This window comes from Stenotrophomonas sp. 82F1 (genome assembly GCF_056861525.1).
The window spans coordinates 240,236-265,141 of record NZ_JBSPUD010000001.1 but is presented as its reverse complement, the minus strand read 5'-3'; the positions used below and the strand labels follow the sequence as shown (position 1 = coordinate 265,141).

20 protein-coding genes are annotated in these 24,906 nt (G+C 66.9%); all 20 read left to right on the top strand.

Annotation, left to right across the window (positions count from 1 at the left end):
* The first annotated feature begins 1 nt into the window (after nt 1).
* The 20 genes from AC13GI_RS01130 (at nt 2) to dnaE (ending at nt 24,869) form a co-directional block, all read left to right on the top strand.
* Nucleotides 2–2,344 (top strand): fimbria/pilus outer membrane usher protein, encoded by a 2,343-nt coding sequence (locus AC13GI_RS01130; RefSeq protein ID WP_482995264.1) that lies wholly within the window; start codon nt 2–4, stop codon nt 2,342–2,344.
* Complete coding sequence (locus tag AC13GI_RS01125; protein ID WP_482995263.1) at nt 2,341–3,381, top strand: Csu type fimbrial protein; 1,041 nt, start codon at nt 2,341–2,343, stop codon at nt 3,379–3,381. The genes AC13GI_RS01130 and AC13GI_RS01125 overlap by 4 nt, the downstream gene beginning before the upstream one ends.
* Nucleotides 3,382–3,482: 101 nt before the next feature.
* Nucleotides 3,483–3,710 (top strand): hypothetical protein, encoded by a 228-nt coding sequence (locus tag AC13GI_RS01120; RefSeq protein WP_251476203.1) that lies wholly within the window; start codon nt 3,483–3,485, stop codon nt 3,708–3,710.
* A gap of 6 nt (nt 3,711–3,716) precedes the next feature.
* A complete protein-coding gene (locus AC13GI_RS01115; RefSeq protein ID WP_482995262.1) occupies nt 3,717–4,415 on the top strand; it encodes a fimbrial biogenesis chaperone in 699 nt (232 codons plus the stop codon).
* Between the two features lie 219 nt (nt 4,416–4,634).
* Complete coding sequence (gene rpsB / locus AC13GI_RS01110) at nt 4,635–5,438, top strand: 30S ribosomal protein S2 (protein ID WP_099821427.1); 804 nt, start codon at nt 4,635–4,637, stop codon at nt 5,436–5,438.
* A 125-nt stretch (nt 5,439–5,563) separates the two neighbouring features.
* The gene (gene tsf, locus AC13GI_RS01105; protein WP_099821428.1) at nt 5,564–6,442 is read left to right on the top strand and encodes a translation elongation factor Ts; all 879 of its coding nucleotides are present in this window, start codon (nt 5,564–5,566) and stop codon (nt 6,440–6,442) included.
* Between the two features lie 288 nt (nt 6,443–6,730).
* The gene (locus AC13GI_RS01100; protein WP_099821429.1) at nt 6,731–8,269 is read left to right on the top strand and encodes a sensor domain-containing diguanylate cyclase; all 1,539 of its coding nucleotides are present in this window, start codon (nt 6,731–6,733) and stop codon (nt 8,267–8,269) included.
* 119 nt (nt 8,270–8,388) lie between these two features.
* Nucleotides 8,389–9,117, top strand: coding sequence for a UMP kinase (gene pyrH / locus AC13GI_RS01095; RefSeq protein WP_025877663.1), 729 nt, complete (start codon nt 8,389–8,391; stop codon nt 9,115–9,117).
* A gap of 97 nt (nt 9,118–9,214) precedes the next feature.
* Nucleotides 9,215–9,769 carry a ribosome recycling factor gene (frr, locus tag AC13GI_RS01090; RefSeq protein WP_099821430.1) on the top strand — a complete coding sequence of 185 codons (555 nt, stop codon included), beginning with the start codon at nt 9,215–9,217 and terminating at the stop codon, nt 9,767–9,769.
* 5 nt (nt 9,770–9,774) lie between these two features.
* Nucleotides 9,775–10,542, top strand: coding sequence for a polyprenyl diphosphate synthase (gene uppS / locus AC13GI_RS01085; protein ID WP_089239843.1), 768 nt, complete (start codon nt 9,775–9,777; stop codon nt 10,540–10,542).
* A complete protein-coding gene (locus AC13GI_RS01080) occupies nt 10,539–11,375 on the top strand; it encodes a phosphatidate cytidylyltransferase (RefSeq protein ID WP_025877667.1) in 837 nt (278 codons plus the stop codon). The genes uppS and AC13GI_RS01080 overlap by 4 nt, the downstream gene beginning before the upstream one ends.
* Nucleotides 11,376–11,377: 2 nt before the next feature.
* On the top strand, nt 11,378–12,568 hold the full coding sequence (locus tag AC13GI_RS01075) for a 1-deoxy-D-xylulose-5-phosphate reductoisomerase (protein ID WP_165376691.1): 1,191 nt from the start codon (nt 11,378–11,380) through the stop codon (nt 12,566–12,568).
* Between the two features lie 55 nt (nt 12,569–12,623).
* Entirely contained in the window at nt 12,624–13,982 is a 1,359-nt protein-coding gene (rseP, locus tag AC13GI_RS01070) for an RIP metalloprotease RseP (RefSeq protein WP_482995261.1), read from the top strand.
* A 74-nt stretch (nt 13,983–14,056) separates the two neighbouring features.
* On the top strand, nt 14,057–16,420 hold the full coding sequence (bamA, locus tag AC13GI_RS01065; protein ID WP_099821434.1) for an outer membrane protein assembly factor BamA: 2,364 nt from the start codon (nt 14,057–14,059) through the stop codon (nt 16,418–16,420).
* A 434-nt stretch (nt 16,421–16,854) separates the two neighbouring features.
* Nucleotides 16,855–17,877, top strand: coding sequence for a UDP-3-O-(3-hydroxymyristoyl)glucosamine N-acyltransferase (lpxD, locus tag AC13GI_RS01060; protein WP_099821435.1), 1,023 nt, complete (start codon nt 16,855–16,857; stop codon nt 17,875–17,877).
* Nucleotides 17,874–18,329, top strand: coding sequence for a 3-hydroxyacyl-ACP dehydratase FabZ (gene fabZ, locus AC13GI_RS01055; RefSeq protein ID WP_089239833.1), 456 nt, complete (start codon nt 17,874–17,876; stop codon nt 18,327–18,329). The genes lpxD and fabZ overlap by 4 nt, the downstream gene beginning before the upstream one ends.
* Nucleotides 18,330–18,348: 19 nt before the next feature.
* Complete coding sequence (gene lpxA / locus AC13GI_RS01050; protein WP_099821436.1) at nt 18,349–19,140, top strand: acyl-ACP--UDP-N-acetylglucosamine O-acyltransferase; 792 nt, start codon at nt 18,349–18,351, stop codon at nt 19,138–19,140.
* A gap of 53 nt (nt 19,141–19,193) precedes the next feature.
* A complete protein-coding gene (lpxB, locus tag AC13GI_RS01045) occupies nt 19,194–20,396 on the top strand; it encodes a lipid-A-disaccharide synthase (protein WP_243380350.1) in 1,203 nt (400 codons plus the stop codon).
* A complete protein-coding gene (locus tag AC13GI_RS01040) occupies nt 20,393–21,052 on the top strand; it encodes a ribonuclease HII (protein ID WP_089239827.1) in 660 nt (219 codons plus the stop codon). The genes lpxB and AC13GI_RS01040 overlap by 4 nt, the downstream gene beginning before the upstream one ends.
* Before the next feature lie 238 nt (nt 21,053–21,290).
* On the top strand, nt 21,291–24,869 hold the full coding sequence (dnaE, locus tag AC13GI_RS01035; protein ID WP_099821438.1) for a DNA polymerase III subunit alpha: 3,579 nt from the start codon (nt 21,291–21,293) through the stop codon (nt 24,867–24,869).
* Nucleotides 24,870–24,906 lie beyond the last annotated feature (37 nt).

Sequence of the window (24,906 nt, the reverse complement as noted above, 5' to 3'; positions counted from 1 at the left end):
GATGAGCGCAGCGCTCGGTGCGGCCCTGTCCCCGGCGGCCCATGCAGCCGATGTCTCCGGGGTCTCCGCCGATGCCCTGCTGCCACCACCGACCCCACTCACGGCCAACCAGACGCTGTACCTGGACGTGACCCTCAACAGCACGCCACGCGGCCTGCTGCCCTTCACCGACAATCGCGGCCGCCTGCAGGCCAGCCCCGAGATCCTGCGCCAGCTCGGTTTCAATGCCAGTGGCGATGCTCCCGTGTATCTGGACCAGATCAGCGGCGCGGTGGTGCGTTATGACGCGCACCTGCAGACCCTCGCGCTGGACGTGCCCCTGGACCAGTTGACCCTGCCCACGACCGTGCTCAGCCGCCCGCAGGTGCGCACCCCGCGCGGCAGCGCCTCGCCCGGCGTCCTGCTCAATTACGACCTGTATGGCAGCCGCGTCGACCGCCTCGGCAATCTGACCCTGAGCTCTGAACTGCGGGTGTTCGGCGTGGGTGCCGGCACCTTCGAGAACACCGCGGTCAGCCGTCGCTACCAGACCGGAGACCGCCACTGGCGCAGCGACAGCGTACGCCTGGACACGCGCTGGACCCTGGATTTCCCGGACAGGGCGCTGACCCTGGAGGTGGGCGACTTCTACAGCGGCTTCGTCGACTGGAGCCGGCCGGTACGCCTGGGCGGCCTGCAGATCGGCCGCAATTACGGATTGCAGCCGTACCGTGTGCTTACCCCGACGCCGGCCTTCCTCGGCCAGGCGGTGGTGCCATCCACGGTCGAGCTGTATGTCGATGGCCTGCGCCAGTACAGCGGCCAGGTGCCGGTCGGACCATTCCAGCTGGCGGCGCAACCGGGCATCAGCGGCAACGGCAGCGCGCAGGTCGTGGTCACCGATGCGTTCGGCCGCATGCAGACCCTGGATTTCAGCTTCTACGGCACCCAGCAGCTGCTGGCCAAGGGCCTGTCGGACTGGTCGCTCGGCGTCGGCCAGCTGCGCGAGCAGTTCGGCGAGCGCTCCTTCGCCTACGACGACCGTACCGTGGCAAGTGCCAGCTGGCGCGGCGGCGTCAGCGACACGTTCACCAGCGAAGCACACGCCGAAGGTGGCGGCGGCCTGGCACAGGCCGGCGTGGGCGGCTGGTGGCTGCTGGGCGGTGCGGGCGTGTTCAATGCCGCCTATGCCCACAGCCGCTACCAGGGCCTGCAGGGCGGCCAGTGGTCGCTGGGGTACAGCTGGAACAACCGTCGTTTCAACGTCAATCTGCGCAGCGTGCGCAGCCACGGCGACTACCGCGACCTGGGCGCGCTGCAGGCCAACCTGCCGCCGAGCATCAGCGAGCAGGCCACGGTCGGCCTGGACCTGCTGCGGCTGGGCACCCTGAGCGCCAGCTACCTGCGCCTGCGCTATCCCGATGGCGAGGACAACCGCTATGCCAGCCTGTTCTGGTCACGCAGCTGGAGCCAGCGCTGGTCGGCCTACCTGTCGGTCAACCAGAACCTGGACAACAGCGATGACCGCAGTGTCTACCTGTCGCTGACCGCAAGCCTGGGCAACAACCGCCAGGCCAGCCTGTCCAGCCAGCGCAACGGCGACAGCCAGAGCTGGGTCGCCGATGTCACCCAGCCGGTACCGGGCGACGGCAGCGCCGGCGGTATCGGTTGGCGCGCACAGGTGCGCCACGGCGACGACGGCAGCGGCGGCCTGGCCGAAGTCGGCATCCTCAACGATGTCGGCCGCTATGCCTTGGGTGCCTCGCGCCAGTCCGGCCTCAACTACGCCTATGGCAGCGCCAGCGGCAGCCTGGTGTGGATGGCCGGGCACGCCTTCGCCGCGCGCGAAGTCGCCGATGCCTTCGCCGTGGTCAGCACCAATGGCGTGGGCGGTGTACCGGTGCGGCTTGAGAACCGCCTGATCGGTGTCACCGACGATCGTGGCCTGCTGTTGATCAGCCCGCTGCTGTCCTGGCAGCGCAACCGCGTCTCCATCGATACCCTGGACCTGCCGGCGGACATGCGCGCTGATCGCATCGAGGACTGGGTAACACCGCGCCAGCGTGCCGGCACCGGGCTGACCTTCAACCTGCGCTCGCGGCCTTCGCTGACCCTCACCGTGCAGGACATGGCGGGGCAGCCACTGGAAGCGGGCAGCGAGGTGCAGCTGGCGGATGGCCGCCAGGCCTCGGTCGGTTACGACGGACTGCTGTATCTGGAAGACGTGGCCGCTGGCACCGTGCTGTACATCACCACCAGCAGGGGGCAGTGCCGTGCGCGGGTACCGGCGTCGCCACAGGTGGTCGCTACGGGAGCACGGCCGCGCCCGGCGCCGCTGCAATGCGTGCCGGAGGTGGCGCCATGAGCCTGCGCCTGCTGCTTGGCCTGCTGCTGCTTGCATGCCTGCTGCCCAGCCTGCCGGCCCGCGCCGCGGCCGTATGCACCGCAACCGCAGACGCCCTGCTGCCGTTCGGCAACGTCAACAGCGGCGCCGCCGGCCCGACCTCGGGCACGCTGAACATCACCGTGACCTGCACCACCGCCGCGCTGAGCCTGCTCGCCACCACCGGCGTGCGCGTCTGCGTGGGCATCGGCAACGGCACGGGCGGCAGCACCACCACGCCGTGGCGAACGATGGTCAACGGCAGCGGCGATACACTCAATTTCCAGCTCTACAACACCTCCAACTACAGCCAGGTGACCGGCCTCACCCCGCGCGGCGTACCGCCGGCGCAGGAGCTGACCATGACCTACAACGTGCCCCTGCTGACCGGCGGCAGCGGCGCGCAGAGCGTGCAGTTGTTCGCGCAGATCCCGGCCAACCAGGTGCTGGCATCGGGCAGTTACAGCAGCACCTTCAGCGGCGCCAGCGTGGTGCTCACCTGGGCCTGGAACGAGGTGCTGCTGGGCAACGCCACCGTTCCGGCCACCTGCAATGGCGGCGCTACCGGCACCAACACCGCCAGCAATGCCTTCACCTTCAATGCCACTGCCAACGTGCTGCCACAATGCGGCAGCTACCTCACCACCACCATGAATTTCGGCAACGTCACCGGCGGCATTCCCGCCAACATCGACCAGACCGCCACCCTCACCCTGACCTGCCTCAAGCGCACCGCGTTCCAGATCAGCCTCGACAACGGCCAGAACAACCCTGCACTGAGCAGTACCCGGCGCATGCGCACCACCATCGGCAGCAACAACTATTACCTGACCTATGAGCTGTATCGGGATGCTGCACGCAGCCAGCGCTGGGGCAATACGCTCAACGTGGACACCTTCAGCGGCGTCGGCACTGGCAGCGCGCAACCGTTGACGATCTACGGCCGGGTACCGCCGGTGAGCGGCCAACCGCCGGCCGGCACCTACAACGACCTGGTACAGGTGACGATCACCTACTGAGGGGCGCCCCGCACTACAGAATCGCCCATGTCGGCCGATACCGCGCATCAGATCGACAACAGGGTGGATGGCAGGTGGTTCGGGCAGTACTGATCGCAGCGATGTCCATCGCCAGCACGACAGCCTGGGCCGAGCCGGCGCCCGCCCCGTTGCAGATCCGCCTGACCGTGGTTGAAGGCTGCACCGGCACGGAGGGCGGCGCGCGTTGCCCGGTACCGCAGCAGCACAGCGACACCCTGCACCTGCCGCCACAGGTCCGTGAACTGGCCCCGCCAGCACAGGACGAGCAAGGGCGTGCGACCTCCGAACCGCCCACCACCTACTACTGACTACTGATGCACCGGCTGCTGCCCCTGTTGCTGGCCCTGCTGCCCATGCCCGTGCAGGCGCTGGATCTGATGCCGACCACCCTGCGCCTGCCGGCCGCACAGGGGCGGTCCGAGCTGTGGCTGCACAACCCCGGCCCTGGGCATTGGCGCGGCCAGGTGCAGGTCTGGGCGTGGGACCAGCAACCGGGGGCCGAACAGCTGCAACGCAGCGCGCAGGTGCTGGCCAGTCCGACCCTGCTGGATCTTCCTGCCGGTGCGCGCCAGCGCGTCTGGCTGCTGCCGGCGTCGTCGGCGCCGGTGGCCGTCGAACAGGCATTCCGTATCATCCTGGCACCGGCAGAACCGGCCATGCCACGCTATTCACTGCCCCTGTTCCGCGGCGAACCGGTCCGCACGGCGGCCCCGTCCCTGCAGGCAGAGGTGGTGGTCAACGGGTCGCAGTTCATGCTGCGACTGCTGAACAGTGGCAACGGGCACGCGCGCCTGAGCGACCTTGCCTACGAGGCCGCCGACGGCCACCGCAGCCTGCTGCTGCCCGGTCTTGCCGGCTACGTACTGGCCGCGCGCCAGCGCCAGTGGCAGCTGCCACCGCGCGCCGATGGCTATGCCGGCGGCCGGTTCCACGCCCGCCTGCAGGACGGCACAGCGGTGATCCTGGCCGCGCCGGCACCTGCAATTGCAGCGCGCCAGCCAAGCGGGCTATAATCCCCGGGATGTCCTGCCGCCCTGTGCGCGGGACGCCGTCCACACCGGACGTCACCGGTGAATCCACACCTGCTGCCCCCATCCGTGCCGGGGTGCTCCGCAAGGAGTTCGGCCACGGAGGCAACAGGGAAGCCCAACCCCGGAACCATCAGCGTTTCCACGCGTCCCGCATACCTATCCCGCGGGCGGATTCGCCGGTTCCCCATCAGGAGTATTGCAATGCCCCAGGTCACCATGCGTCAGATGCTGGAAGCCGGCGTCCACTTCGGCCACCAGACCCGCTACTGGAACCCGAAAATGGCTCCGTACATCTTCGGCGCCCGCGGCAAGATCCACATCATCAACCTGGAAAAGACCGTCCCGCTGTTCAACGATGCGATGAACTTCATCTCGTCGGTTGCCCAGAAGCGCGGCACCATCCTGTTCCTGGGCACCAAGCGCAGCGCCCGTGAGTCGATCCGCGAAGAAGCCGAGCGTTGCGGCATGCCGTTCATGAACCAGCGTTGGCTGGGCGGCACCCTGACCAACTTCCGTACCGTCAAGCAGTCGGTTGCCCGCCTGAAGGAACTGGAAGCCGGTGAGTCCGACGGCACCTTCGAGAAGCTGGTCAAGCACGAAGTGCTGGGCCTGCGTCGCGAGCGCGACAAGCTGGAAGCCTCGCTGGGCGGCATCAAGGACATGAACCGTCTGCCGGACGCGATCTTCGTCATCGATATCGGCCACGAAGACATCGCCATCAAGGAAGCCAAGAAGCTCGGCATCCCGGTGATCGCCGTCGTCGATACCAACTACAACCCGGAGCTGGTGGATTACGCGATCCCGGGCAACGACGACGCCATCCGTGCCGTGCAGCTGTACGCACGCGCTGCTGCTGACGCCGTGCTGGAAGGCAAGGCTGCTGCACCGCACGCTGCCACCGTCCGTGAAGAAGAGTTCGCCGACGCTGCTGCCGAAGAAGGCAAGCCGGCTCGCCGCGCTCCGGCCAAGAAGGCTGCTGCCGACAAGGGCGAAGCCCAGGCCTGATCCAGGCCCCGGTGGGCGCATTGCGCCCACCTTTCCTGTCCGCAGCCGATGGCGCGACGACAGGAAACTGTCACACGGGCCGGCCACCATGCCGGCCCAACCCCTTTCTTTCGTGAGGTAATCCCGTGGAAATCACTGCTTCCCTGGTCAAGGAACTGCGCGAGCGCACCGGCGCCGGCATGATGGAATGCAAGAAGGCGCTCACCGAGGCCGGCGGCAACATCGACGCCGCTGCTGAAGCGCTGCGCAAGTCCGGCGCTGCCAAGGCCGACAAGAAGGCTGACCGCGTGGCCGCCGAAGGTCGTCTGGGCCTGGCCCAGGACGGCGGCAAGGCCGTGCTGGTCGAGATCAACTCGGAAACCGACTTCGTCGCCAACGACATCAACTTCAAGAACTTCGTTGATTCCGTCGCTGCCGCTGCCCTGGCATCGGGCGCCACCGACGTGGAAGTGCTGAAGAGCGCCAAGCTGGCCACCGGCGAAACCGTCGAAGAAGCCCGCGCCACCGCCATCCAGAAGCTGGGCGAGAACATCCTCATCCGTCGCCTGGTCAAGCTGGACACCGCCGGCAACGTGGGTTCCTACGTCCACACCAACGGCAAGGTCGGCGTGCTGGTCGACCTGATCGGTGGCGACGCCGAACTGGCTCGCGGCCTGGCCATGCACGTGGCTGCGCTGAAGCCGCCGCACAACAAGGCTGCCGATGTGCCGGCCGAGTTCGTGGAAAAGGAAAAGGAAATCGAACTGGCCAAGATGTCCGAGAAGGACAAGTCCAAGCCGGCCGACATCCTGGAAAAGATCATCAGCGGCAAGATCAACAAGATCGTCAGCGAAGTGACCCTGTACGGCCAGAGCTACGTGCTGGACGGCGACAAGACCGTCGAGCAGGTGGTCAAGGCTGCCGGCGCCGACGTGGCTGGCTTCCAGCTGCTGGTCGTTGGCGAAGGCATCGAGAAGGTGGTGGAAGACTACGCCGCCGAAGTTGCCAAGGCGATGCAGGTCTGATTCCAGCCTCACGGCTGTGATGAAACCAGAAGGAGCCGCGGGAAACCGCGGCTCTTTTTTTGTGCCTGCCCACCTGTGGGCGCCCTTTCTGCGGATGCGCACCGTTGGTGCGCTGCATGTGGGTGCCCATTCCGTGGGTGCGCACACCGGAACCAAGGGTCTTTGCGTTGCGTGCGAATCAAGCCGATACTCGGCATAAGGAACCTGCAGTCACATAACAGGAACGAAAGTCGCGGACTGTGATGCATTCCTAGGTATTCTTGTCCTAATGGAATTGAACGACCCGACATGCCTCCCGAGCTGACAGCTGCACTGGCGCTTTGCCGCAACCTCCCCTCGCCGCCCGGTATTGCCCTGCGCATCATCGAACTGGCCCAGGACCCGGAAGCGGACATCGCAACCGCTGCGGACATCATCGCCATCGACATGGCGTTGAGTGCCCGCATGCTGCGTATCGCCAATTCGCCGCTGTACGCCAGCCGGCGCCGGATCGAGAACCTCGGCCAGGCGCTGACCATGCTCGGGCTGAACGCTACGATCAGCCTCGCCCTGGGCTTCACTGTCACCCAGGGCCTGACCGGCAAAGGCGGCGCCGACCACGACCTTCGCCAACGCGCCTGGAAGCGCAGCATCCTCAGCGCGCTGGCGGCCAGCCAGCTCGGCCAGGCCCGCGGCCTGCGCCGGCTGGAGGAGCTGATGCTGGCCGGACTACTGCAGGACATGGGCGTGCTGTGCCTGGCCCAGGCCGAATCCGAACGCTACCTGCCGCTGCTGCGCGAAGCGCGCGACAACCCCGACCTGATCGCGCGCGAGCGCCAGGAACTCGGCTGCAGCCACGCCGACGTCGGCGCCTGGGTAGCCGAGGAGTGGGGCCTGCCGCGCTACCTGGTCGACAGCATCCGCCACAGCGAAGACGAAGCTACCGCCGAGAATCCGTTCCAGGCCTGCGTACAGCTGTCTGGCGCCGTTGCCGACATCTGGCTGGATGAAGACGCCGATGCCGCCCGCGAGCGCGCCCTGCAGCAGGTCCACGACCGCCTGGAGCTGGACAGCGCCCGCTTCGACCAGGTCCTGGCCCGGATCAGCGAAGCGCTGCCGGACATCGCCAGCCTGTTCGAGAACGGCCTGAATTCGCCGGCCCGCGTGCGCGAGCTGATCGACCACGCGCAGGAGCTGGCCACCCTGCGCAACCTGCGCGAACTGCAGGATGCCGACCAGGCCCGACGCCGCGCCGATGAATTCGAGGCCCGGGCCAAGCGCCTGGCCGACCAGGCCCATCGCGACGCCCTGACCGGCGTCCTCAACCGCCGCCAGCTCGAAGCCGTGCTTGAGCAGGAGTTCCTGCGTGCCGGCCGCCATGGCTGGCCGTTGTCGGTGGCCTTCATCGACCTGGACGATTTCAAGAAGATCAACGACGCCCACGGCCACCTGACCGGTGACGAGGTGCTGCGCGCCTTTGCCGGCAAGCTGCAGGGGCAGCTGCGCAACAGCGACACCGTGGCCCGCTTCGGTGGTGAGGAGTTCGTCGCGCTGCTGCCCAATACCAGTGAATCGGTGGCCCTTGACGTGATCCGCCGGGTGCTGGCCAACATCGTCGCCACCCCGATGGCGGAACTGGAAGGCGGCCCGCTGTTCATCACCTTCTCGGCCGGCGTCGCCACGCAGGGCGGCTACGAGCGTTTTGCCGGCGTGCAGGACCTGCTGCGCGCCGCCGATGACGTGCTCTACCGCTCCAAGAACCTGGGCCGCAACCGAGTCATCGCGCGCTCTCCCGGCGAACTGGGGCATGATGAACTGTCTGCCACTGCGGGCGCCGAGCTTGGCTGAATGGTGCGCCCCGGATGTACGGGGCCCACCGGTATTTTGCGCCGCAGTGCACAAAACGCTTTGGCCGCGCGCCGCTTGCGCGTAGAATCGCCCGCGATTTCCACGCACCCGAGGTCCCTATGTCCAAGCTCGCCTATCGCCGCATCCTGTTGAAACTTTCCGGGGAGGCGCTGATGGGAGATGAGGACTACGGCATCGACCCCAAGATCATCAATCGCCTGGCCCGTGAAGTCGTCGAGGCCCAGCAGGCCGGCGCCGAAGTCGCCCTGGTCATCGGCGGTGGCAACATCTTCCGCGGTGCAGGCCTGGCCGCTGGCGGCATGGACCGCGTCACCGGCGACCAGATGGGCATGCTGGCCACGGTCATCAATGCACTGGCCATGCAGGATGCGCTGGAAAAAGTGGGCGCCAAGGCCCGCGTAATGAGCGCGATCAAGATCAACGACGTGTGCGAGGACTACATCCGCCGCCGCGCCATCCGCCATCTGGAAAAGGGCCGCCTGGTGATCTTCGCCGCGGGCGTCGGCAGCCCGTTCTTCACCACTGACTCGGGCGCTGCCCTGCGCGCGATCGAGATCGGCGCCGACCTGCTGCTGAAGGCCACCAAGGTCGACGGCGTGTACGACAAGGATCCGAACAAGTACAGCGACGCCGTCCGCTTCGACAGCCTGAGCTACGACGAAGTGATCCGCCGTGGGCTGGAAGTGATGGATACCGCCGCCTTCGCCCTGGCCCGCGACAGCGACCTGCCGATGCGCGTGTTCGACATGGGCCAGCCGGGCGAACTGCTGAAGATCCTGCACGGCGAGAACATCGGCACCCTCGTCCAGGGCCGCGACCCGGCCTGAGGCTGAGCGCAAGGCGACCTCCGGGCCGATTCAGGCCCGGCGGCGTCCCGTATTCGCCTATAATCGCCCGATTCCAGTTACATCCAGGACCCTGGCGATGCTCAACGACATCAAGAACAACGCGCAGACGCGCATGGCCAAGAGCATCGACGCTCTTAAGCACACCCTCACCTCGATCCGCACCGGCCGCGCAACGCCGGCCCTGCTGGACCGCGTCACGGTCAATGCTTACGGCAACGCCAGCACGCCGCTGAATCAGGTTGCGTCCATTTCCAACCCCGACGCCCACTCCCTGCTGGTCACGCCCTTCGACAAGAGCATGATCAAGGAGATCGAGAAGGGCCTGTACAACATCGAGCTGACCCCGAACACCATCGGCACCTCGATCCGCGTCAACCTGCCGCCGCCGACCGAAGAGCGCCGCAAGGAACTGGCCAAGCAGGTACAGAAGGAAGGCGAAGGCGCCAAGATCGCCGTGCGCAACATCCGTCAGGATGCGAACAAGGAAGTCGCCAAGCTGCTGAAGGACAAGGTCATCAGCGAAGACGAGAAGAAGCGCGGCGAGGACGATATCCAGAAGTTGACCGATGCCAACATCAAGGATATCGACAAGGTCGTCGCCGACAAGGAAAAGGAACTGATGTCGGTCTGAAGTCGATGCCTTCAGTCCCGCCTCCCCTGCCGGCCGCCCTGCCGCGCCACGTCGCCATCATCATGGATGGCAACGGGCGTTGGGCACAGCAGCGCCGTCGCCCCCGCGTGATCGGCCATCGTGCCGGCGCGCGCGCGGTCAATCGCACCATCGAGCGCTGCCTGGAACTGGGCATCCCGGCGCTGACCCTGTTCGCGTTTTCCAGCGAGAACTGGGGCCGGCCGCAGGAAGAAGTCGATGCGTTGATGAAGCTGTTCCTCGGCGCGCTCGACCGCGAAGTGGACGAGCTGCATCGGCGCGGCGTGCGCGTGCGCTTCATCGGCGAACGCGAGCGCTTCGGTGCTGCCCTGGTCAGCCGCATGCAGCTGGCCGAACAGCGCACCGCCGACAACCGCGCCCTGACCCTGTCGATCGCCGCCAGCTATGGTGGCCGTCAGGACATCGCCCGTGCCGCACGCGCACTGGCCGTTGAAGTGGCCGCCGGCCGCCTGCTTCCCGAGCAGATCGACGAATCCCTGCTGGGGCGACAGGTGGCTCTGGCCGACCTGCCGCCACCGGACCTGTTCATCCGCACCGGCGGCGATACCCGCATCAGCAATTTCCTGCTGTGGCAGCTGGCGTATACCGAGCTGTGGTTCACCGAAGCGCTGTGGCCGGATTTCGACGCCGCGCAGCTGCAGCTGGCGCTGGATGCCTACGCCAGCCGCGAGCGCCGCTTCGGCCTGACCAGCGCCCAGATCGCCGCCCTGGCCACCGAGACGTCCAGCCCATGACCAAGACCCGAGTCCTCGCCGCGCTGATCATGGCGCCGGTCGCCATTGCTGCGATCCTGCTGCTGCCCACGCAGTGGCTGGCCGCCGCCGCCGCTGCCGTGCTGCTGATCGGCCTGTGGGAATGGCTGAAACTGGCCGATGTCGAAGACACCCTCGCCCGCACCGTGCTGCTGGTCCTCAACCTGGTGCTGATGGTGCTGCTGGTGTGGGCCGATGCCGGCACCCTGGTGCTGTTCCAGATCGCGACCCTGGTGGGCGTGGCCTGGTGGCTGGGCGCGCTGGTGTGGCTGCGCTTCTTCAACTTCGGCGCGCAACCCGGCAGTCCGGCGCGCATCCTCAAGCTGCTGGCCGGCACCCTGGCGATCGTGCCGGCGTGGGCGGCGCTGGTACTGATCCATGCCGGCGGCGACCCGCCGGGCCATCAGGGCCACCTGTGGCTGCTGGCCGCGCTGGCGCTGGTCTGGGCCGCTGATTCAGGCGCCTACTTCGCCGGCCGTCACTTCGGCAAGCACAAGCTGGCACCGCGGATCAGCCCGAACAAGACCTGGGAAGGCCTCGTCGGTGGACTGATCGCCGGTGTTGCGGTGGCCGTCGGCCTGGGCTGGCTGGCCGGCATCGATGCCGCGCACCTGCCGGGCCTGCTGGTCACTTCAGTGGTGGCCGTGTTCGCCTCGGTACTGGGCGACCTGTTTGAAAGCCTGATCAAGCGCCATGCCGGCGCCAAGGATTCAGGCCACCTGATCCCCGGCCACGGCGGCGTGCTCGACCGCGTCGACGGCGTGCTGGCGGCCATCCCGGTGTTCGCACTGGGCAAGGAAATCTTCGGGTTCTGACCATGGATGCTGCTGCAGACCTGCGCCGGGTCGCCGTGTTCGGCGCCACCGGTTCGATTGGTGCCTCCACGCTTGACGTGATCGCCCGCCATCCGCTGCGTTACCAGGCCACCGTGCTCGCCGCCGGCCGCCAGGTACAGGCGCTGCTGGCCCTGTGCCGGCAGCACCGGCCCGCGCATGCGGTGATCGCCGACGAAACCCTGTATGCCGAACTGCGTGACGGCCTGCGCGATGCCGGCCTGGCCACCCAGGCCCACGCCGGCCATGCCGCGCTGGACCAGCTGGCGGCCAGTGACGCCTGCGATACCGTGGTTGCCGCGATCGTCGGCGCCGCCGGCCTGTCCTCGACCCTGGCCGCCGCTGCGGCCGGCAAGCGCATCCTGCTGGCGAACAAGGAATCCCTGGTACTGGCCGGCGAACTGCTGACCCGTACCGCCGAACGTGCCGGCGCCGAGATCATTCCGATCGACAGCGAGCACAGCGCGATCTTCCAGTGCCTGCGTTCACGTGATGCCAGCCTCGACGGTGCCGGCGTGCGCCGCATCCTGCTGACCGCCTCGGGCGGACCGTTCCGCGGGCGCAGCCGCGCCGAACTGGAGCAGGTCACCCCGGCCCAGGCCGTGGCGCACCCGAAGTGGTCGATGGGACCGAAGATCTCGGTCGATTCGGCGACGTTGATGAATAAAGGCCTGGAAGTGATCGAGGCCCACCATCTGTTCGGCATCCCCGGCGAGCGCATCGAGGTGCTGGTGCACCCGCAGAGCCTGGTGCATTCGCTGGTGGAGTTCGTTGACGGTTCCACCTTGGCGCAGATGGGCCTGCCAGACATGCGCACCACCCTGGCGGTGGGCCTGGGCTGGCCGCAACGGATCGAATCGGGCGTGTCCGGGCTGGACCTGCTGACCCAGGGCCGGCTGGATTTCGAGGCCCCCGACACCGACGCCTTCCCCTGCCTGGCCCTTGCATGGCAGGCGATGCGCGCCGGTGGTACCGCCCCGGCGGTGCTGAACGCCGCCAACGAAGAGGCTGTTTCAGCGTTTCTTCAGGGCCGCATAGGCTTCCTGACCATTCCGACGCTGGTTGCTAACGCTCTTTCAACACTGCCGACCGAACCAGCCGATACACTTGAGGTTCTGTTGTCCGCCGACCAGCGGGCCCGCCAGCTGACCCTGAACGCCATCGCCGCCACCTGAACAGCGCACCCATCCCGTATGACGCCGCCGCCCGTGTCCGCCAATGTGAACCTGCATGACTGACTTCATCGGATCGGTCTGGTGGATGATCGTGAGCCTTGGGCTGCTGGTCACCTTCCACGAATTCGGGCATTACTGGGTCGGCCGCCTGTGCGGGGTCAAGGTGCTGCGCTTCTCGGTCGGCTTCGGCCGCCCGCTGTGGTCGCGCCGCGACCGCCACGGCACCGAGTTCGCCATCGCCGCCATCCCGCTGGGCGGCTACGTGAAATTCCTCGACGAACGCGAAGTCGAGGTGCATCCTCACGAGCGCGGCCAGGCCTTCAACCACAAGACCGTGTGGCAGCGCATCGCCATCGTGGCGGCGGGCCCGATCGCCAACCTGCTGCTGTGCATCCTGCTGCTGTGGGCGATGTTCGTGATCGGCAAGCAGGACTATTCCGCCACCGTCGGCCGCGCTACCGGCATGGCCGCCACGGCCGGGCTCGGCAGTGGCGATCGCCTGCTGAGCGTGGACGGCCGCGATGTGATCACCCTGGGTGAGGCCAGCATGGCCCTGACCGCGGCGGCGATGGACCGCCGCGACGTGACGCTGGAGGTTCTCGACCCCGCAGACCAGCTGCGCTCGCGCACCCTGCCGCTGTCGCAGCTGCCGGCTGGTTTCGATGAACGCCGGGTCCCCATCCTGGCCGGCGTGTACTGGCGTGCATGGCTGCAGCCGCCGCTGGTGGACAGCATCGTGAAGGGTTCGGCTGCGGAGGGTCACCTGCAACCCGGCGATCTGATCGTGGCGATCGACGGCCAGCGCATCGACAGCGTCGAGCAGGCCATCAGCGAAGTGGGCAGCCTCGGCCGCCGCGGTGGCCCGGCGATGATCGAGGTCCTGCGTGGTGGCGAGCGCCTGGCGCTGGAGATCACCCCGCGCCAGGGCAAGGACGGCAAGGGCCAGCCCACCTGGCAGATCGGCGCGGGCTTTGCCCAGAGCTACAGCCCCGCCTACGACACCCTGCTCAAGTTCGGCCCGCTGCAGTCGGTGACGGTGGCGGTGCGTGAAACCGGCAGGATGGCCGCCGATTCACTGGCCATGATGGGCCGGATCGTCACCGGCAAAGCCTCGCTGCAGAACGTTTCCGGCCCGGTCACCATTGCCCGGGTCGCCAGTATTTCGGCCAAGCGTGGCGTGGATTGGTTCATCCAGTTCCTCGCCCTGCTGTCGCTTAGCCTGTGCATCATCAACCTGCTGCCGATCCCCATCTTGGACGGCGGCCACCTGCTGTATTACCTTATCGAGTTGGTCAAGGGCAGCCCGCTGAGCGAGCGTGCCGTCGCCGCCGGCCAATACATCGGCCTGGCGTTGCTGGCCGGGCTGATGGGATTGGCGTTCTACAACGACATCCTCGGCCTGGTCCCGCGATGAACTTTTCCATGTTTTTGCCGTCTACAGCGTCGGCATCCCTTACCAATGAAATCGACCTTCCTACCGGACGTGACATGACGCGACTCCCCAATCGCCGCCTGCTGGCCCTCGCCCTCGCCGCCGTCACCGGCGCTCCCGCCCTGGCCCAGGCAGCCGAGCCCTTCACTGTCAGCGACATCCGCGTCGACGGCCTGCAGCGCATCAGCTCCGGTACGGTGTTCACCTACCTGCCGGTCGAGCGTGGCGAAACCGTCACCGACAGCAAGGTCGGCGAGACCATCCGCGCCCTGTACAAGACCGGCTTCTTCGAAGACGTGCAGCTGGATCGCCAGGGCAGCATCCTGGTGGTGACCGTCAAGGAACGTCCGGCGATCAACAAGCTGACCGTCACCGGCAACAAGGACATCAAGTCCGACCAGCTGCTCAAGGGCCTGTCCGACATCGGCCTGACCGAAGGCGGCACCTTCGATCGCCTGAGCCTGGACCGCGTGACCCAGGAACTTCGCCGCCAGTACAACGACCGTGGCAAATACACCGTGGACATCACCCCGACGGTGAGTCCGCTGGACCGCAACCGTGTCGACATCGCCATCGCGATCAAGGAAGGCAAGGCGGCCAAGATCCGCCACGTCAACATCGTCGGCACCGAGAAGTACGACAGCAAGGACATCCTGGAATACTGGGAGTCCAAGGAGCACAACTGGGCGTCGTGGTACCGCCGTGACGACCAGTACTCCAAGGAAAAGCTGTCCGGCGACCTGGAGAAGCTGAATTCCTGGTACCTGGACCGCGGCTATGTCGACTTCAGCATCGACTCGACGCAGGTGTCGATCAGCCCCGACAAGCGCGACATGTTCATCACCGCCGGCGTGACCGAAGGTGACCAGTACAAGATCTCCGAGATCAAGGTCAGCGGCGATACGATCCTGCCGCAGGAAGACGTCGAGCGCATGGTCGTGCAGAAGTCCGGCGACACGTTCTCGCGTGCGCTGCTGGAATTCAGCTCCGACTCGATCACCAACTCGCTGTCCAACATCGGTTACGCCTTCGCCAAGGTGAACCCGATTCCGACCACCAACCGCGCCGAGCAGACCGTGGCGGTCAACATGCAGGTCGTGCCCGGCCCGCGCGTGACCGTCCGCCGCATCATCTTCAAGGGCAATACCCGCACCTCCGACGAGGTGATGCGTCGCGAAATGCGCCAGTTCGAGAACAGCTGGTACTCGCAGGCCGCGATCGACCGTTCCAAGATCCGCCTGCAGCGCCTGGGCTACTTCGAAGCGGTGGAAGTGGAAACCCCGCCCGTCAGCGGCAGCAACGACCAGGTCGACGTCGTCTACAACGTCAAGGAAACCACCTCGGGCAGCTTCGTGTTCGGCCTGGGCTATTCGCAGTCCTACGGCATGACCACCTCCGTGCAGCTGTCGCAGAACAACTTCCTCGGCGGCGGCAACCGCGTGTCGGTCGAAGCCTCGCGCAGCAGCTACCTGCAGCGCTACGGCTTCAGCTACACCAACCCGTACTTCACCGATGACGGCGTCTCGCTGGGCTACAACCTGTCCTGGCGCGAACTGGACTACTCCGACTTCAACACCGCGCAGTACAACAGCACCAATGGTTCGGCGCAGGTGGTGTTCGGCGTGCCGATCACCGAGACCGACACCGTCTCGCTGATGTTCGGCATCGACAGCAACCAGATCACCACGTACCCGGGCTCGACCCCGCAGTCGATCATCGACTACATCAATGTGCTGGGCAGCAAGACCTTCCACGCGTGGCGCACGGAGCTGGGTTGGGCGCGCGACTCGCGCAACGACTACTTCATGCCGACCCGTGGTACCTACCAGCGTGTGGGCCTGGAAACCACCCTGCCCGGCTCGACCGTCGAGTACTACAAGCTGAATTACCAGATCAGCAAGTACTGGCCGATCATCCCCTCGCTGGTGATCAACACCCGCGCGGAAGTCGGCTACGGCGACAGCTACGGCAATGACAAGACCGCGATGGTGCCGGACAAGGACGGCAACCTGCGCTCGGTGACCGCCTCCGGCCTGCCGTTCTACGAGAACTTCTACGCCGGTGGTACCAACTCGGTGCGTGGTTTCGAGGACAACACCCTCGGCCCGCGTGAAGTCACCAGCGGTTACCCGAACGGCCAGCCGCTGGGTGGTTCGCTGAAGACCGTCGGTTCGGTCGAAGCCTACTTCCCGCGCCTGTTCGACAGCCCGTCGGCCCGTGTGTCGGCCTTCGTGGACTTCGGCAACGTCTACAACGGTACCGACAACTTCAAGGCCAACGAGCTGCGCGTGTCCACCGGTGTGGCCCTGCTGTGGCGCGCCCCGGTCGGCCCGATCTCGATCAGCTATGCGTTCCCGCTGAAGAAGAAGGACGGCGACGAAATCGAACGCCTGCAATTCACGTTTGGTGGCCAGTTCTGAGGAACGACGTTCCTCAGAACTGATCCACCTCCGGTGAATTGCCCGCGCATTTCACCTATCCCCCGCGCCGCTGGCGCGCCCCCCTTAACAGAAGGGGGGCTCTCCACCAGACGGGTTACGAAGCGCCGGGCATTGCCCGGCGTTTTCGTTTGGAAGGGCTGGCGGAAGCGAGCGCTCCGCTTTTGATCTTTCCTGTTTTTCCGTGGCTGGCACTCGCGCCACGCCGTCGGAGGGCGGATGGGTGGGGCCTGCGAGGGTGTGAGCCGCATGGATGCGGCGACCAAGGCTACATGGACGTACTTGCGCCGTCCCTCGCGGGCCCCACCCGTCCGACCCAGCCCACGGGCCTGACTCTGCCAGCCACGAGGGGCCCCGCCGTTGGCCGCAGAACCGCCCCGCATGACCGCAATGGCGTCACACGTTAAACTCCCGCCGTGAATACTCCTACCTACACCGCCCAGCAACTCGCCGATCAGTTCGGCCTGCAGGTCCATGGCGACCCGAGCACCGCCATCCATGGCGTGGCCACCCTCGCCCATGCCGGTGCCGGCCAGCTGACCTTCCTCGCCAACCCGCGCTACCGCGCCCAGCTGGCCGACAGCCAGGCCGGCATCGTCGTGCTGCGCGCCGAGGATGCCGACGCGGCTCCCGGCACCGCGCTGGTTGCCAAGGACCCTTACACCACCTTTGCCAAGATCGGCGCGCTGTTCGACATCGCCCCGACCCGCCCGCCCGGCATCCACCCCAGCGCAGTGATCGATCCGCAGGCGCAGGTCGCCGCCAGCGCCCACATCGGCCCGTTCGTCACCATCGGCGCACGCAGCGTCATCGGCGACAACTGCATCATCGGCGCCGGCAGCATCATCGGCGAAGACTGCACCCTCGACAGCGGCTGCGAACTGATCGCCCGCGTCACCCTGGTCACCCGCGTCAAGCTGGGCAAGCGCGTGCGCATCCATCCCGGCGCCGTGCTGGGCGCCGATGGCTTCGGCCTGGCCATGGACGCTGGCAAATGGATCAAGGTGCCGCAGCTTGGCGGCGTGCGCATCGGCGACGACTGCGAGATCGGCGCCAACACCTGTGTCGACCGTGGCGCGCTGGAAGACACCGTGCTGGCCGAGGACGTTCGCCTGGACAACCTGGTGCAGATCGCGCACAACGTGCAGATCGGCGCCCACTCGGCCATCGCGGGCTGCACCGGCATTGCCGGCAGCGCCAAGATCGGCCGTTACTGCCTGCTCGGCGGCGCCGTTGGCGTCGTCGGTCATCTCGAAATCTGCGACAAGGTCGTGATCACCGGCAAATCGGTGGTCCGCAACTCCATCACCGAGCCGGGCGAGTATTCCTCCGGCACGCCCCTGACCGACAACCGCACGTGGCGCAAAAACGCCGCGCGCTTCAAGCAGCTTGATGCACTGGCCCGTCGCATCCTGTCTGTGAGCAAGGAGAAAGAATGAGCCAGCCCCAGACCCTGCCGGACATGGCGCAGATCCAGACGCTGCTTCCGCACCGCTACCCGTTCCTGCTGGTGGACAAGGTGGTGTCGATCGACTACGAGAAGCGCACGATCGTCGCGACCAAGAACGTCAGCATCAACGAGCCGTTCTTCCAGGGCCACTTCCCGGGCCAGCCGATCATGCCCGGCGTGCTGATCATCGAAGCCATGGCCCAGGCCGGTGGCGTGCTGACCCAGCTCACCCTGGGCCGCGATGCGCAGTCCAAGCTGTTCTACATGGTCAAGGTCGACAAGGCCCGCTTCACCAAGCAGGTGGTGCCGGGTGACGTGCTGGAGATGCACGTGGAGATCAAGCGCGTGATCCGCAACATGGCCGTGTACGACTGCGTGGCCAAGGTCGACGGCGAAGTCGTCGCCTGCGCCGAGGTGCTGTGCGCCGGCACCCGCGAATGACCCTGGCTGGAGGCCCGAGATGAGCGACAACGCCCCCCTGATCCATCCCACTGCCGTGATCGATCCGTCGGCGCGCCTGGCCGACGATGTCCGCGTGGGCGCGTTCACGATCATCGGCCCGGACGTCGAGATCGGCGCCGGCACCCAGGTCGGTCCGCACTGCAGCATCCATGGTCCGACCCGGATCGGCCGCGACAATCGCTTCATCGGCCACGTCGCGGTCGGCGGCGAACCGCAGGACAAGAAGTATGCCGGTGAACGCACCGAACTGGTGATCGGCGACCGCAACGTGTTCCGCGAGTTCGTCACCCTCAACCGTGGCACTGGTGGCGGCGGCGGCATCACCACCATCGGCGATGACAACTGGATGCTGGCCTACACGCACGTGGCCCACGATTGCCACGTCGGCAACTTCTGCGTGTTCTCCAACAACACCACGCTGGCCGGACACGTGACCGTGGGTGACTACGTGATCATCAGCGGCTTTGCCGGCGCGCATCAGTTCTGCCGCATCGGTGCGCATGCCTTCCTCGGCATGGGCGCGCTGACCAATGGCGACGTGCCCCCGTTCACCATGGTCGGCACCGACTCGCTGGGCCGCCCGCGCGGCATCAACAGCGAGGGCCTGAAGCGACGCGGTTTCGACCCCGAGCGCATCACCGCCATCAAGCGTGCCTACCGCACGCTGTACGTGGCGGGCCTGCCGCTGGCCGAAGCCAAGGCGCAGCTGGCCGAGCAGGCGCAGGACAGCGACGACGTCAAGTCGATGCTGGACTTCATCGAACACACCGAGAGGCACCTGCTGCGATGAGCAGCGCGACCGGCCAGGCGCCGGCCGGCGCCGAGGTGATTTCGCTGGCCTCGATGGCCGGCAGCGTGCCTGCACACCGGGTGCTGAGTGATCGCCCGTTGCGGATCGCGCTGGTCGCCGGTGAAGCCTCCGGCGACCTGCTCGGTGCGGGCCTGATACGCGAACTGAAGGCCCGCTTCCCGCATGCCGAATTCGCCGGCATCGGCGGCGATGCGATGCGCAGCGCCGGCTGCCAGACCTGGCACGATGCCAGCGAACTGGCGGTGATGGGCCTGACCGAAGTCCTGCGCCATCTGCCACGCCTGCTCAAGCTGCGTTCGGCGTTCCGCCAGCGTGCGCTGGAGTGGCAACCGGACGTGTTCGTCGGCATCGACGCGCCCGATTTCAATCTGGGCATCGAACGCTGGCTGAAACAGCGTGGCGTGCGCACCGTGCACTACGTCAGCCCTTCGGTATGGGCATGGCGCGAGAAGCGCGCCGAGAAGATCGGCAGCAGCGCCGACCTGGTGCTGTGCCTGTTTCCGATGGAACCGCCGATCTACGCCAAGCACGGCATCGACGCGCGCTTCGTCGGCCATCCGATGGCCGATGACATCCCGCTGCACGTCGACCGTGAAGCGGCCCGGATCGAACTTGGCCTGCCCGCCTCGGCCAAGGTGCTGGCCGTACTTCCCGGCAGCCGCCTGGGCGAGATCTCCAAGCTCGGCGAAGCCTTTTTCGAGGCTGCCTGGCAGGTGTCCGAGCGCATTCCCGGCCTGCACGTGGTGGTCCCGGCGGCCAACGCAGCCTGCCGTCGCCTGATCGAAGAGCAGCTGTCACGCTCGGCACTGCCGGTGGCCTACTCGCATGTACTGGACGGCCAGGCGCGCAACGCGATGATCGCCGCCGACGTGGTGGTGCTGGCCTCCGGCACCGCCACCCTGGAAGCGATGCTGGTGAAGCGGCCGATGGTCGTCGGCTACCGGGTCAACGAACTGACCTACCGCCTGGTGAAGGCGCTGGGGTTGATCAAGGTCGACCGCTTCGCCCTGCCCAACATCCTTGCCGGTCAGGACCTGGCGCCAGAACTGATGCAGCACGACTGCACGCCGGAGAAACTGGCCGCCGCTGTCCAGCAGTGGTTCGACCACCCGCAGCGGATCGCCGACCTGCAGGGCACCTACACACGCCTGCATGAACGCCTGCGCCGCAACGCATCGGCGCGTGCAGCCGATGCTGTCGGCGAACTACTGGTCCGCGGCCAGGAAAAAGCATGAGCCGTCGCCATGCCGCGGCCGCCAGCCTGGCCCTGTTTGACGGTGCTGCGGTGATCGACCCCGGCCACCGCATCGCCGGTGTCGACGAAGCCGGTCGGGGACCACTGGCTGGCCCAGTGGCGGTGGCAGCGGTGGTGTTCGATCCGCAGCGGCCACGACTGAACGGCCTGGATGATTCCAAGCAGCTGACCGCGGCCCGCCGCGAGCAGCTGCATGACCGCATCCTCGACCGCGCTCTGGCCTGGCACGTGGTGCTGGTGGACGTGGAAGCCATTGATCGCCTGAACATCTATCAAGCCACGCTGCAGGGCATGCGCGATGTCGTCGCGGCGGTGGCCCACGTGGCCGGCTTCGCCCGCATTGATGGCAACGTGGTGCCCAAGGGGTTGGTGCTGCCGGCGCAGGCGCTGGTCGGCGGCGATGGCATCGACCGGGCGATCATGGCGGCCTCGATCTTGGCCAAGGTCTCGCGCGACCGCTACATGCTGGACCTGCACGCACGCCACCCGCAGTACGGCTTCGACCAGCACAAGGGCTACGGCACCCCGGCGCATCTGGCCGCCCTGCGTGAACACGGCCCGTGCGCGGAGCACCGGCGCAGTTTCGCCCCGGTGCGCGAGTGCCTGGAAGCGCCGGCTGTCGCGGCCATCGCCTGAGCCTGCTGGAGTTGTAGAGCCGAGCCCATGCTCGGCTGTCCACAGCAGCCGAGCATGGGCTCGGCTCTACAGAAGGCGGCCTCCCGCACGCCTGAATCCGGCGCCACGCCGTGCCCCTGTCAAGCCTTGTGGCAACCCCCTGCCCTCGCTACCCTGACCGGGCACTCCAGCGCTTCCCGACCCCGGCGACGATTCCCGCGTCTGCACCCGGGGCCTGCGCGCTCCAACCTGGTCCGGCATGTCCAACTCCCGCTTCGTACATCTCCACGTCCACACCGAGTTCTCGCTGGCGGACTCGACCATCCGCGTGCCGGCCAAGCCGGACCAGGCTGACCCGAAAAAAGCCAAGCAGGCCAACCTGCTGTCGCGCTCGGTCGAACTGGGCCTGCCTGCGCTGGCGGTAACCGACCTCAACAACCTGTTCGCCCTGGTCAAGTTCTACAAGGCCGCCGAAGGCGTGGGCATCAAGCCCATCGCCGGCGCCGACGTGATGATCGCCGAGGAAGGCCAGGACCCGTGGCGGATGACGCTGCTGTGCCGCGACCGCGAGGGCTACCTGAGCCTGTCGCGGCTGCTGACCCGGGCGTGGATGGAAGGCCATCGCCCCGAGGGCGGCGTGGCCGTGCATCCGGACTGGCTGAAGGCCGGCAACGCCAACCTGTTCGCCCTGGCCGGCCGTGACAGCCTGGCCGGGCGCCTGGCGCTGGATGGCAAGCACGATCTGGCCGAACAGCAGCTGGCCGACTGGCAGCGCGTGTTCGGCGACGGCCTGCACCTGGAGCTGACCCGCACCGGCCGTGATGGCGAAGAGAGCTTCAACCAGTTCGCGCTGATGGCCGCCGGCCAGCGCGGCCTGCCGGTGATCGCCAGCAACGACGTGCGCTTCCTGTCGCCGTCCGATTTCAGCGCGCACGAAGCACGCGTGTGCATCTCCACCGGCCGCGTGCTGGATGACCCCAAGCGACCACGCGAGTACAGCGACCAGCAGTACCTGAAGTCCGCCGAGGAGATGTGCGCGCTGTTTGCCGACATCCCCGATGCGATCGACAACACGCTGGCGCTGGCCGAGCGCTGCAACATCGAGATGCGCCTGGGCACCTACTTCCTGCCCGACTATCCGGTGCCCGACGACGAGACGCTGGACAGCTGGATCCGCAGTGAATCGCGCAAGGGCCTGGCCGCGCGCCTGGAAAAGAATCCCATCGCGCCCGGCATGACCGCGCAGGATTACAGCGACCGCCTCGAGTTCGAGCTGGACACCATCATCAAGATGGGCTTCCCCGGCTACTTCCTGATCGTGGCCGACTTCATCCAGTGGGGCAAGGCGCAGGGCATCCCGATCGGCCCGGGCCGTGGTTCCGGTGCCGGCTCGCTGGTGGCGTGGGCGCTGCAGATCACCGATCTGGACCCGCTGCCGTACAACCTGCTGTTCGAGCGCTTCCTCAACCCCGAACGCGTGTCGATGCCCGACTTCGACATCGACTTCTGCATGGACCGCCGCGACGAAGTCATCGACTACGTCGCGCGCAAGTATGGCCGCGAGCGGGTCAGCCAGATCATCACCTACGGCACCATGGCGGCCAAGGCGGTGGTGCGCGACTCCGGCCGCGTGCTCGGCTTCCCCTATGGCCTGGTCGACGGCGTCGCCAAGCTGATCCCGAACATCCTCGGCATCTCGCTGAAGGACGCGATGGGTGAGGGCAAGGACAGCGAGATGGCCTCGCCCGAGCTGATCCAGCGCTACCAGAGCGAGGATGATGTCCGCGACCTGATCGACCTGGCACGGCAGCTGGAAGACCTCACCCGCAACGCCGGCAAGCACGCCGGCGGCGTGGTGATCGCGCCCGAGCCGCTGAGCGAGTTCTGCCCGCTGTTCGCCGAACACGATGAAGAGGGCCGCGGCAAGAATCCGGTCACCCAGTTCGACAAGAACGACGTTGAAGAAGTCGGCCTGGTGAAGTTCGACTTCCTCGGCCTGCGCACGCTGACGATCATCGACTGGGCGGTGAAGGCGATCAACAAGCGCCACGAGCGCGCCGGCATTCCGCCGGTGGACATCACCCAGCTGCCGCTGGACGATGCGCCCACCTACAAGGACATCTTCGCCTCGGGCAATACCGGTGCGGTGTTCCAGTTCGAATCCTCGGGCATGCGCCGCCTGCTGAAGGACGCCAAGCCCGACCGTTTCGAGGACCTGATCGCGCTGGTGTCGCTGTACCGGCCCGGCCCGATGGACCTGATTCCCTCCTTCGTCGACCGCAAGCACGGGCGCGAAGACGTGGAGTATCCCGATCCGCGCACCGAGCGCATCCTGCGCGACACCTACGGCATCATGGTGTACCAGGAGCAGGTGATGCAGATGGCGCAGATCGTCGGCGGCTACTCGCTGGGCGGCGCCGACCTGCTGCGCCGTGCGATGGGCAAGAAGGTGCCGGCGGAAATGGCCAAGCACCGCGAGATCTTCCGCGAAGGTGCGGCCAAGGACGGCGTCGGCGAAGCCAAGGCCGATGCGATCTTCGACCTGATGGAGAAGTTCGCCGGCTACGGCTTCAACAAGTCGCACGCCGCCGCCTACGCCCTGGTCAGTTACCAGACGGCCTGGCTCAAGCGCCATTACCCGGCCGAGTTCATGGCCGCGACGCTGTCTTCGGACATGGACAACACCGAAAAGGTGGTCGGCTTCCTGGACGAGGTGCGCAACCTGGGCCTGACCGTGCTGCCGCCGAAGGTGAACCAGTCCGCCTTCATGTTTGAAGCGGCCACGCCGGACACCATCCAGTACGGCCTGGGCGCGATCAAGGGCGTCGGCCAGGGTGCCTGTGAAGCGGTGGTGGACGAACGCCTGCGCGGCGGCGACTACACCGATCTGCTCGATTTCTGCACCCGCATCGGTTCGGCCAAGCTCAACCGGCGCACGCTGGAAGCGATGATCAACTGCGGCGCGCTGGATGAGCTGGGCCACAACCGTGCCTCGCTGATGCTGCAGCTGCCGGAAGTGATCAAGGCCACCGAACAGATGGCGCGCGAGCGCGCGTCCGGCCAGAACTCGCTGTTCGGCGGTCCGGATCCCGGCGCGACGACGATCCAGCTCGACCTGCCGCAAGCCGAGGAGTGGCCATTGCTGCAGCGCCTCAACGGCGAGCGCGACACGCTGGGCTTCTACCTCAGCGGGCACCCATTCGATCCCTGGCGCGATGACGTGCGCGATCTGGTCGGCACCGACCTCGGCTCGGTGGAAAAGATCTGGAGCGCCAACAGCAACAGTGGTGGCGGCGAGAAGCGCTGGCGCCCGGAAGTGCAGACCGTGCTTGCCGGCCAGGTGGTCGGCGTGCGCCGCAAGGGCGAGAGCCAGATCTTCATCCAGCTGGAAGATGGCCGTGGCCGCGTCGAATGCAGCGCGTTCTCCGATGCCATGGCCGAGTTCGGCCACCTGATGACCAAGGACCGCATCCTGGTGGTCAAGGGCGGCCTGCGCGAAGACGAATTCAATGGTGGCTTCGCGTTGCGCATCCGCCAGTGCTGGGACTTCGACGAGGTCTGCGCGAACTACGCCACGCGCCTGTCACTGCGGCTGGACCTGCGCCAGCAGCGACCAGTGTGGGAGCGCATCGACGCCCTGCTCGACCGCCATCGCCCCGGCCGCACGCCCCTGCGCCTGGACCTGCTGCTGAAGGGCCCCGATGGCGGCATCGCCGGCATGCTCGATGTCTCCGGACAGAGCGCGGTGCGTGTCGATTCCAAGCTGATGGAGGCGCTGCGCGCCGAACCGGCGGTGCGCACGCTGAAGGTGCGCTACAGCCCGCCCTGGGCCAGCTGAGGCTGGCCCCGAATCCGTTGTTGTTTTCCCGCTGCAT

Bases quoted from the DNA above. Each gene is read 5' to 3' on its own strand.
- AC13GI_RS01130 (WP_482995264.1), top strand. From the start codon at position 2: ATGAGCGCAGCGCTCGGTGCGGCCCTGTCCCCGGCGGCCCATGCAGCC.
- AC13GI_RS01125 (WP_482995263.1), top strand. From the start codon at position 2,341: ATGAGCCTGCGCCTGCTGCTTGGCCTGCTGCTGCTTGCATGCCTGCTG.
- AC13GI_RS01120 (WP_251476203.1), top strand. From the start codon at position 3,483: ATGTCCATCGCCAGCACGACAGCCTGGGCCGAGCCGGCGCCCGCCCCG.
- AC13GI_RS01115 (WP_482995262.1), top strand. From the start codon at position 3,717: ATGCACCGGCTGCTGCCCCTGTTGCTGGCCCTGCTGCCCATGCCCGTG.
- rpsB (WP_099821427.1), top strand. From the start codon at position 4,635: ATGCCCCAGGTCACCATGCGTCAGATGCTGGAAGCCGGCGTCCACTTC.
- AC13GI_RS01100 (WP_099821429.1), top strand. From the start codon at position 6,731: ATGCCTCCCGAGCTGACAGCTGCACTGGCGCTTTGCCGCAACCTCCCC.
- pyrH (WP_025877663.1), top strand. From the start codon at position 8,389: ATGTCCAAGCTCGCCTATCGCCGCATCCTGTTGAAACTTTCCGGGGAG.
- frr (WP_099821430.1), top strand. From the start codon at position 9,215: ATGCTCAACGACATCAAGAACAACGCGCAGACGCGCATGGCCAAGAGC.
- uppS (WP_089239843.1), top strand. From the start codon at position 9,775: ATGCCTTCAGTCCCGCCTCCCCTGCCGGCCGCCCTGCCGCGCCACGTC.
- AC13GI_RS01080 (WP_025877667.1), top strand. From the start codon at position 10,539: ATGACCAAGACCCGAGTCCTCGCCGCGCTGATCATGGCGCCGGTCGCC.
- AC13GI_RS01075 (WP_165376691.1), top strand. From the start codon at position 11,378: ATGGATGCTGCTGCAGACCTGCGCCGGGTCGCCGTGTTCGGCGCCACC.
- rseP (WP_482995261.1), top strand. From the start codon at position 12,624: ATGACTGACTTCATCGGATCGGTCTGGTGGATGATCGTGAGCCTTGGG.
- bamA (WP_099821434.1), top strand. From the start codon at position 14,057: ATGACGCGACTCCCCAATCGCCGCCTGCTGGCCCTCGCCCTCGCCGCC.
- fabZ (WP_089239833.1), top strand. From the start codon at position 17,874: ATGAGCCAGCCCCAGACCCTGCCGGACATGGCGCAGATCCAGACGCTG.
- lpxA (WP_099821436.1), top strand. From the start codon at position 18,349: ATGAGCGACAACGCCCCCCTGATCCATCCCACTGCCGTGATCGATCCG.
- lpxB (WP_243380350.1), top strand. From the start codon at position 19,194: ATGGCCGGCAGCGTGCCTGCACACCGGGTGCTGAGTGATCGCCCGTTG.
- AC13GI_RS01040 (WP_089239827.1), top strand. From the start codon at position 20,393: ATGAGCCGTCGCCATGCCGCGGCCGCCAGCCTGGCCCTGTTTGACGGT.
- dnaE (WP_099821438.1), top strand. From the start codon at position 21,291: ATGTCCAACTCCCGCTTCGTACATCTCCACGTCCACACCGAGTTCTCG.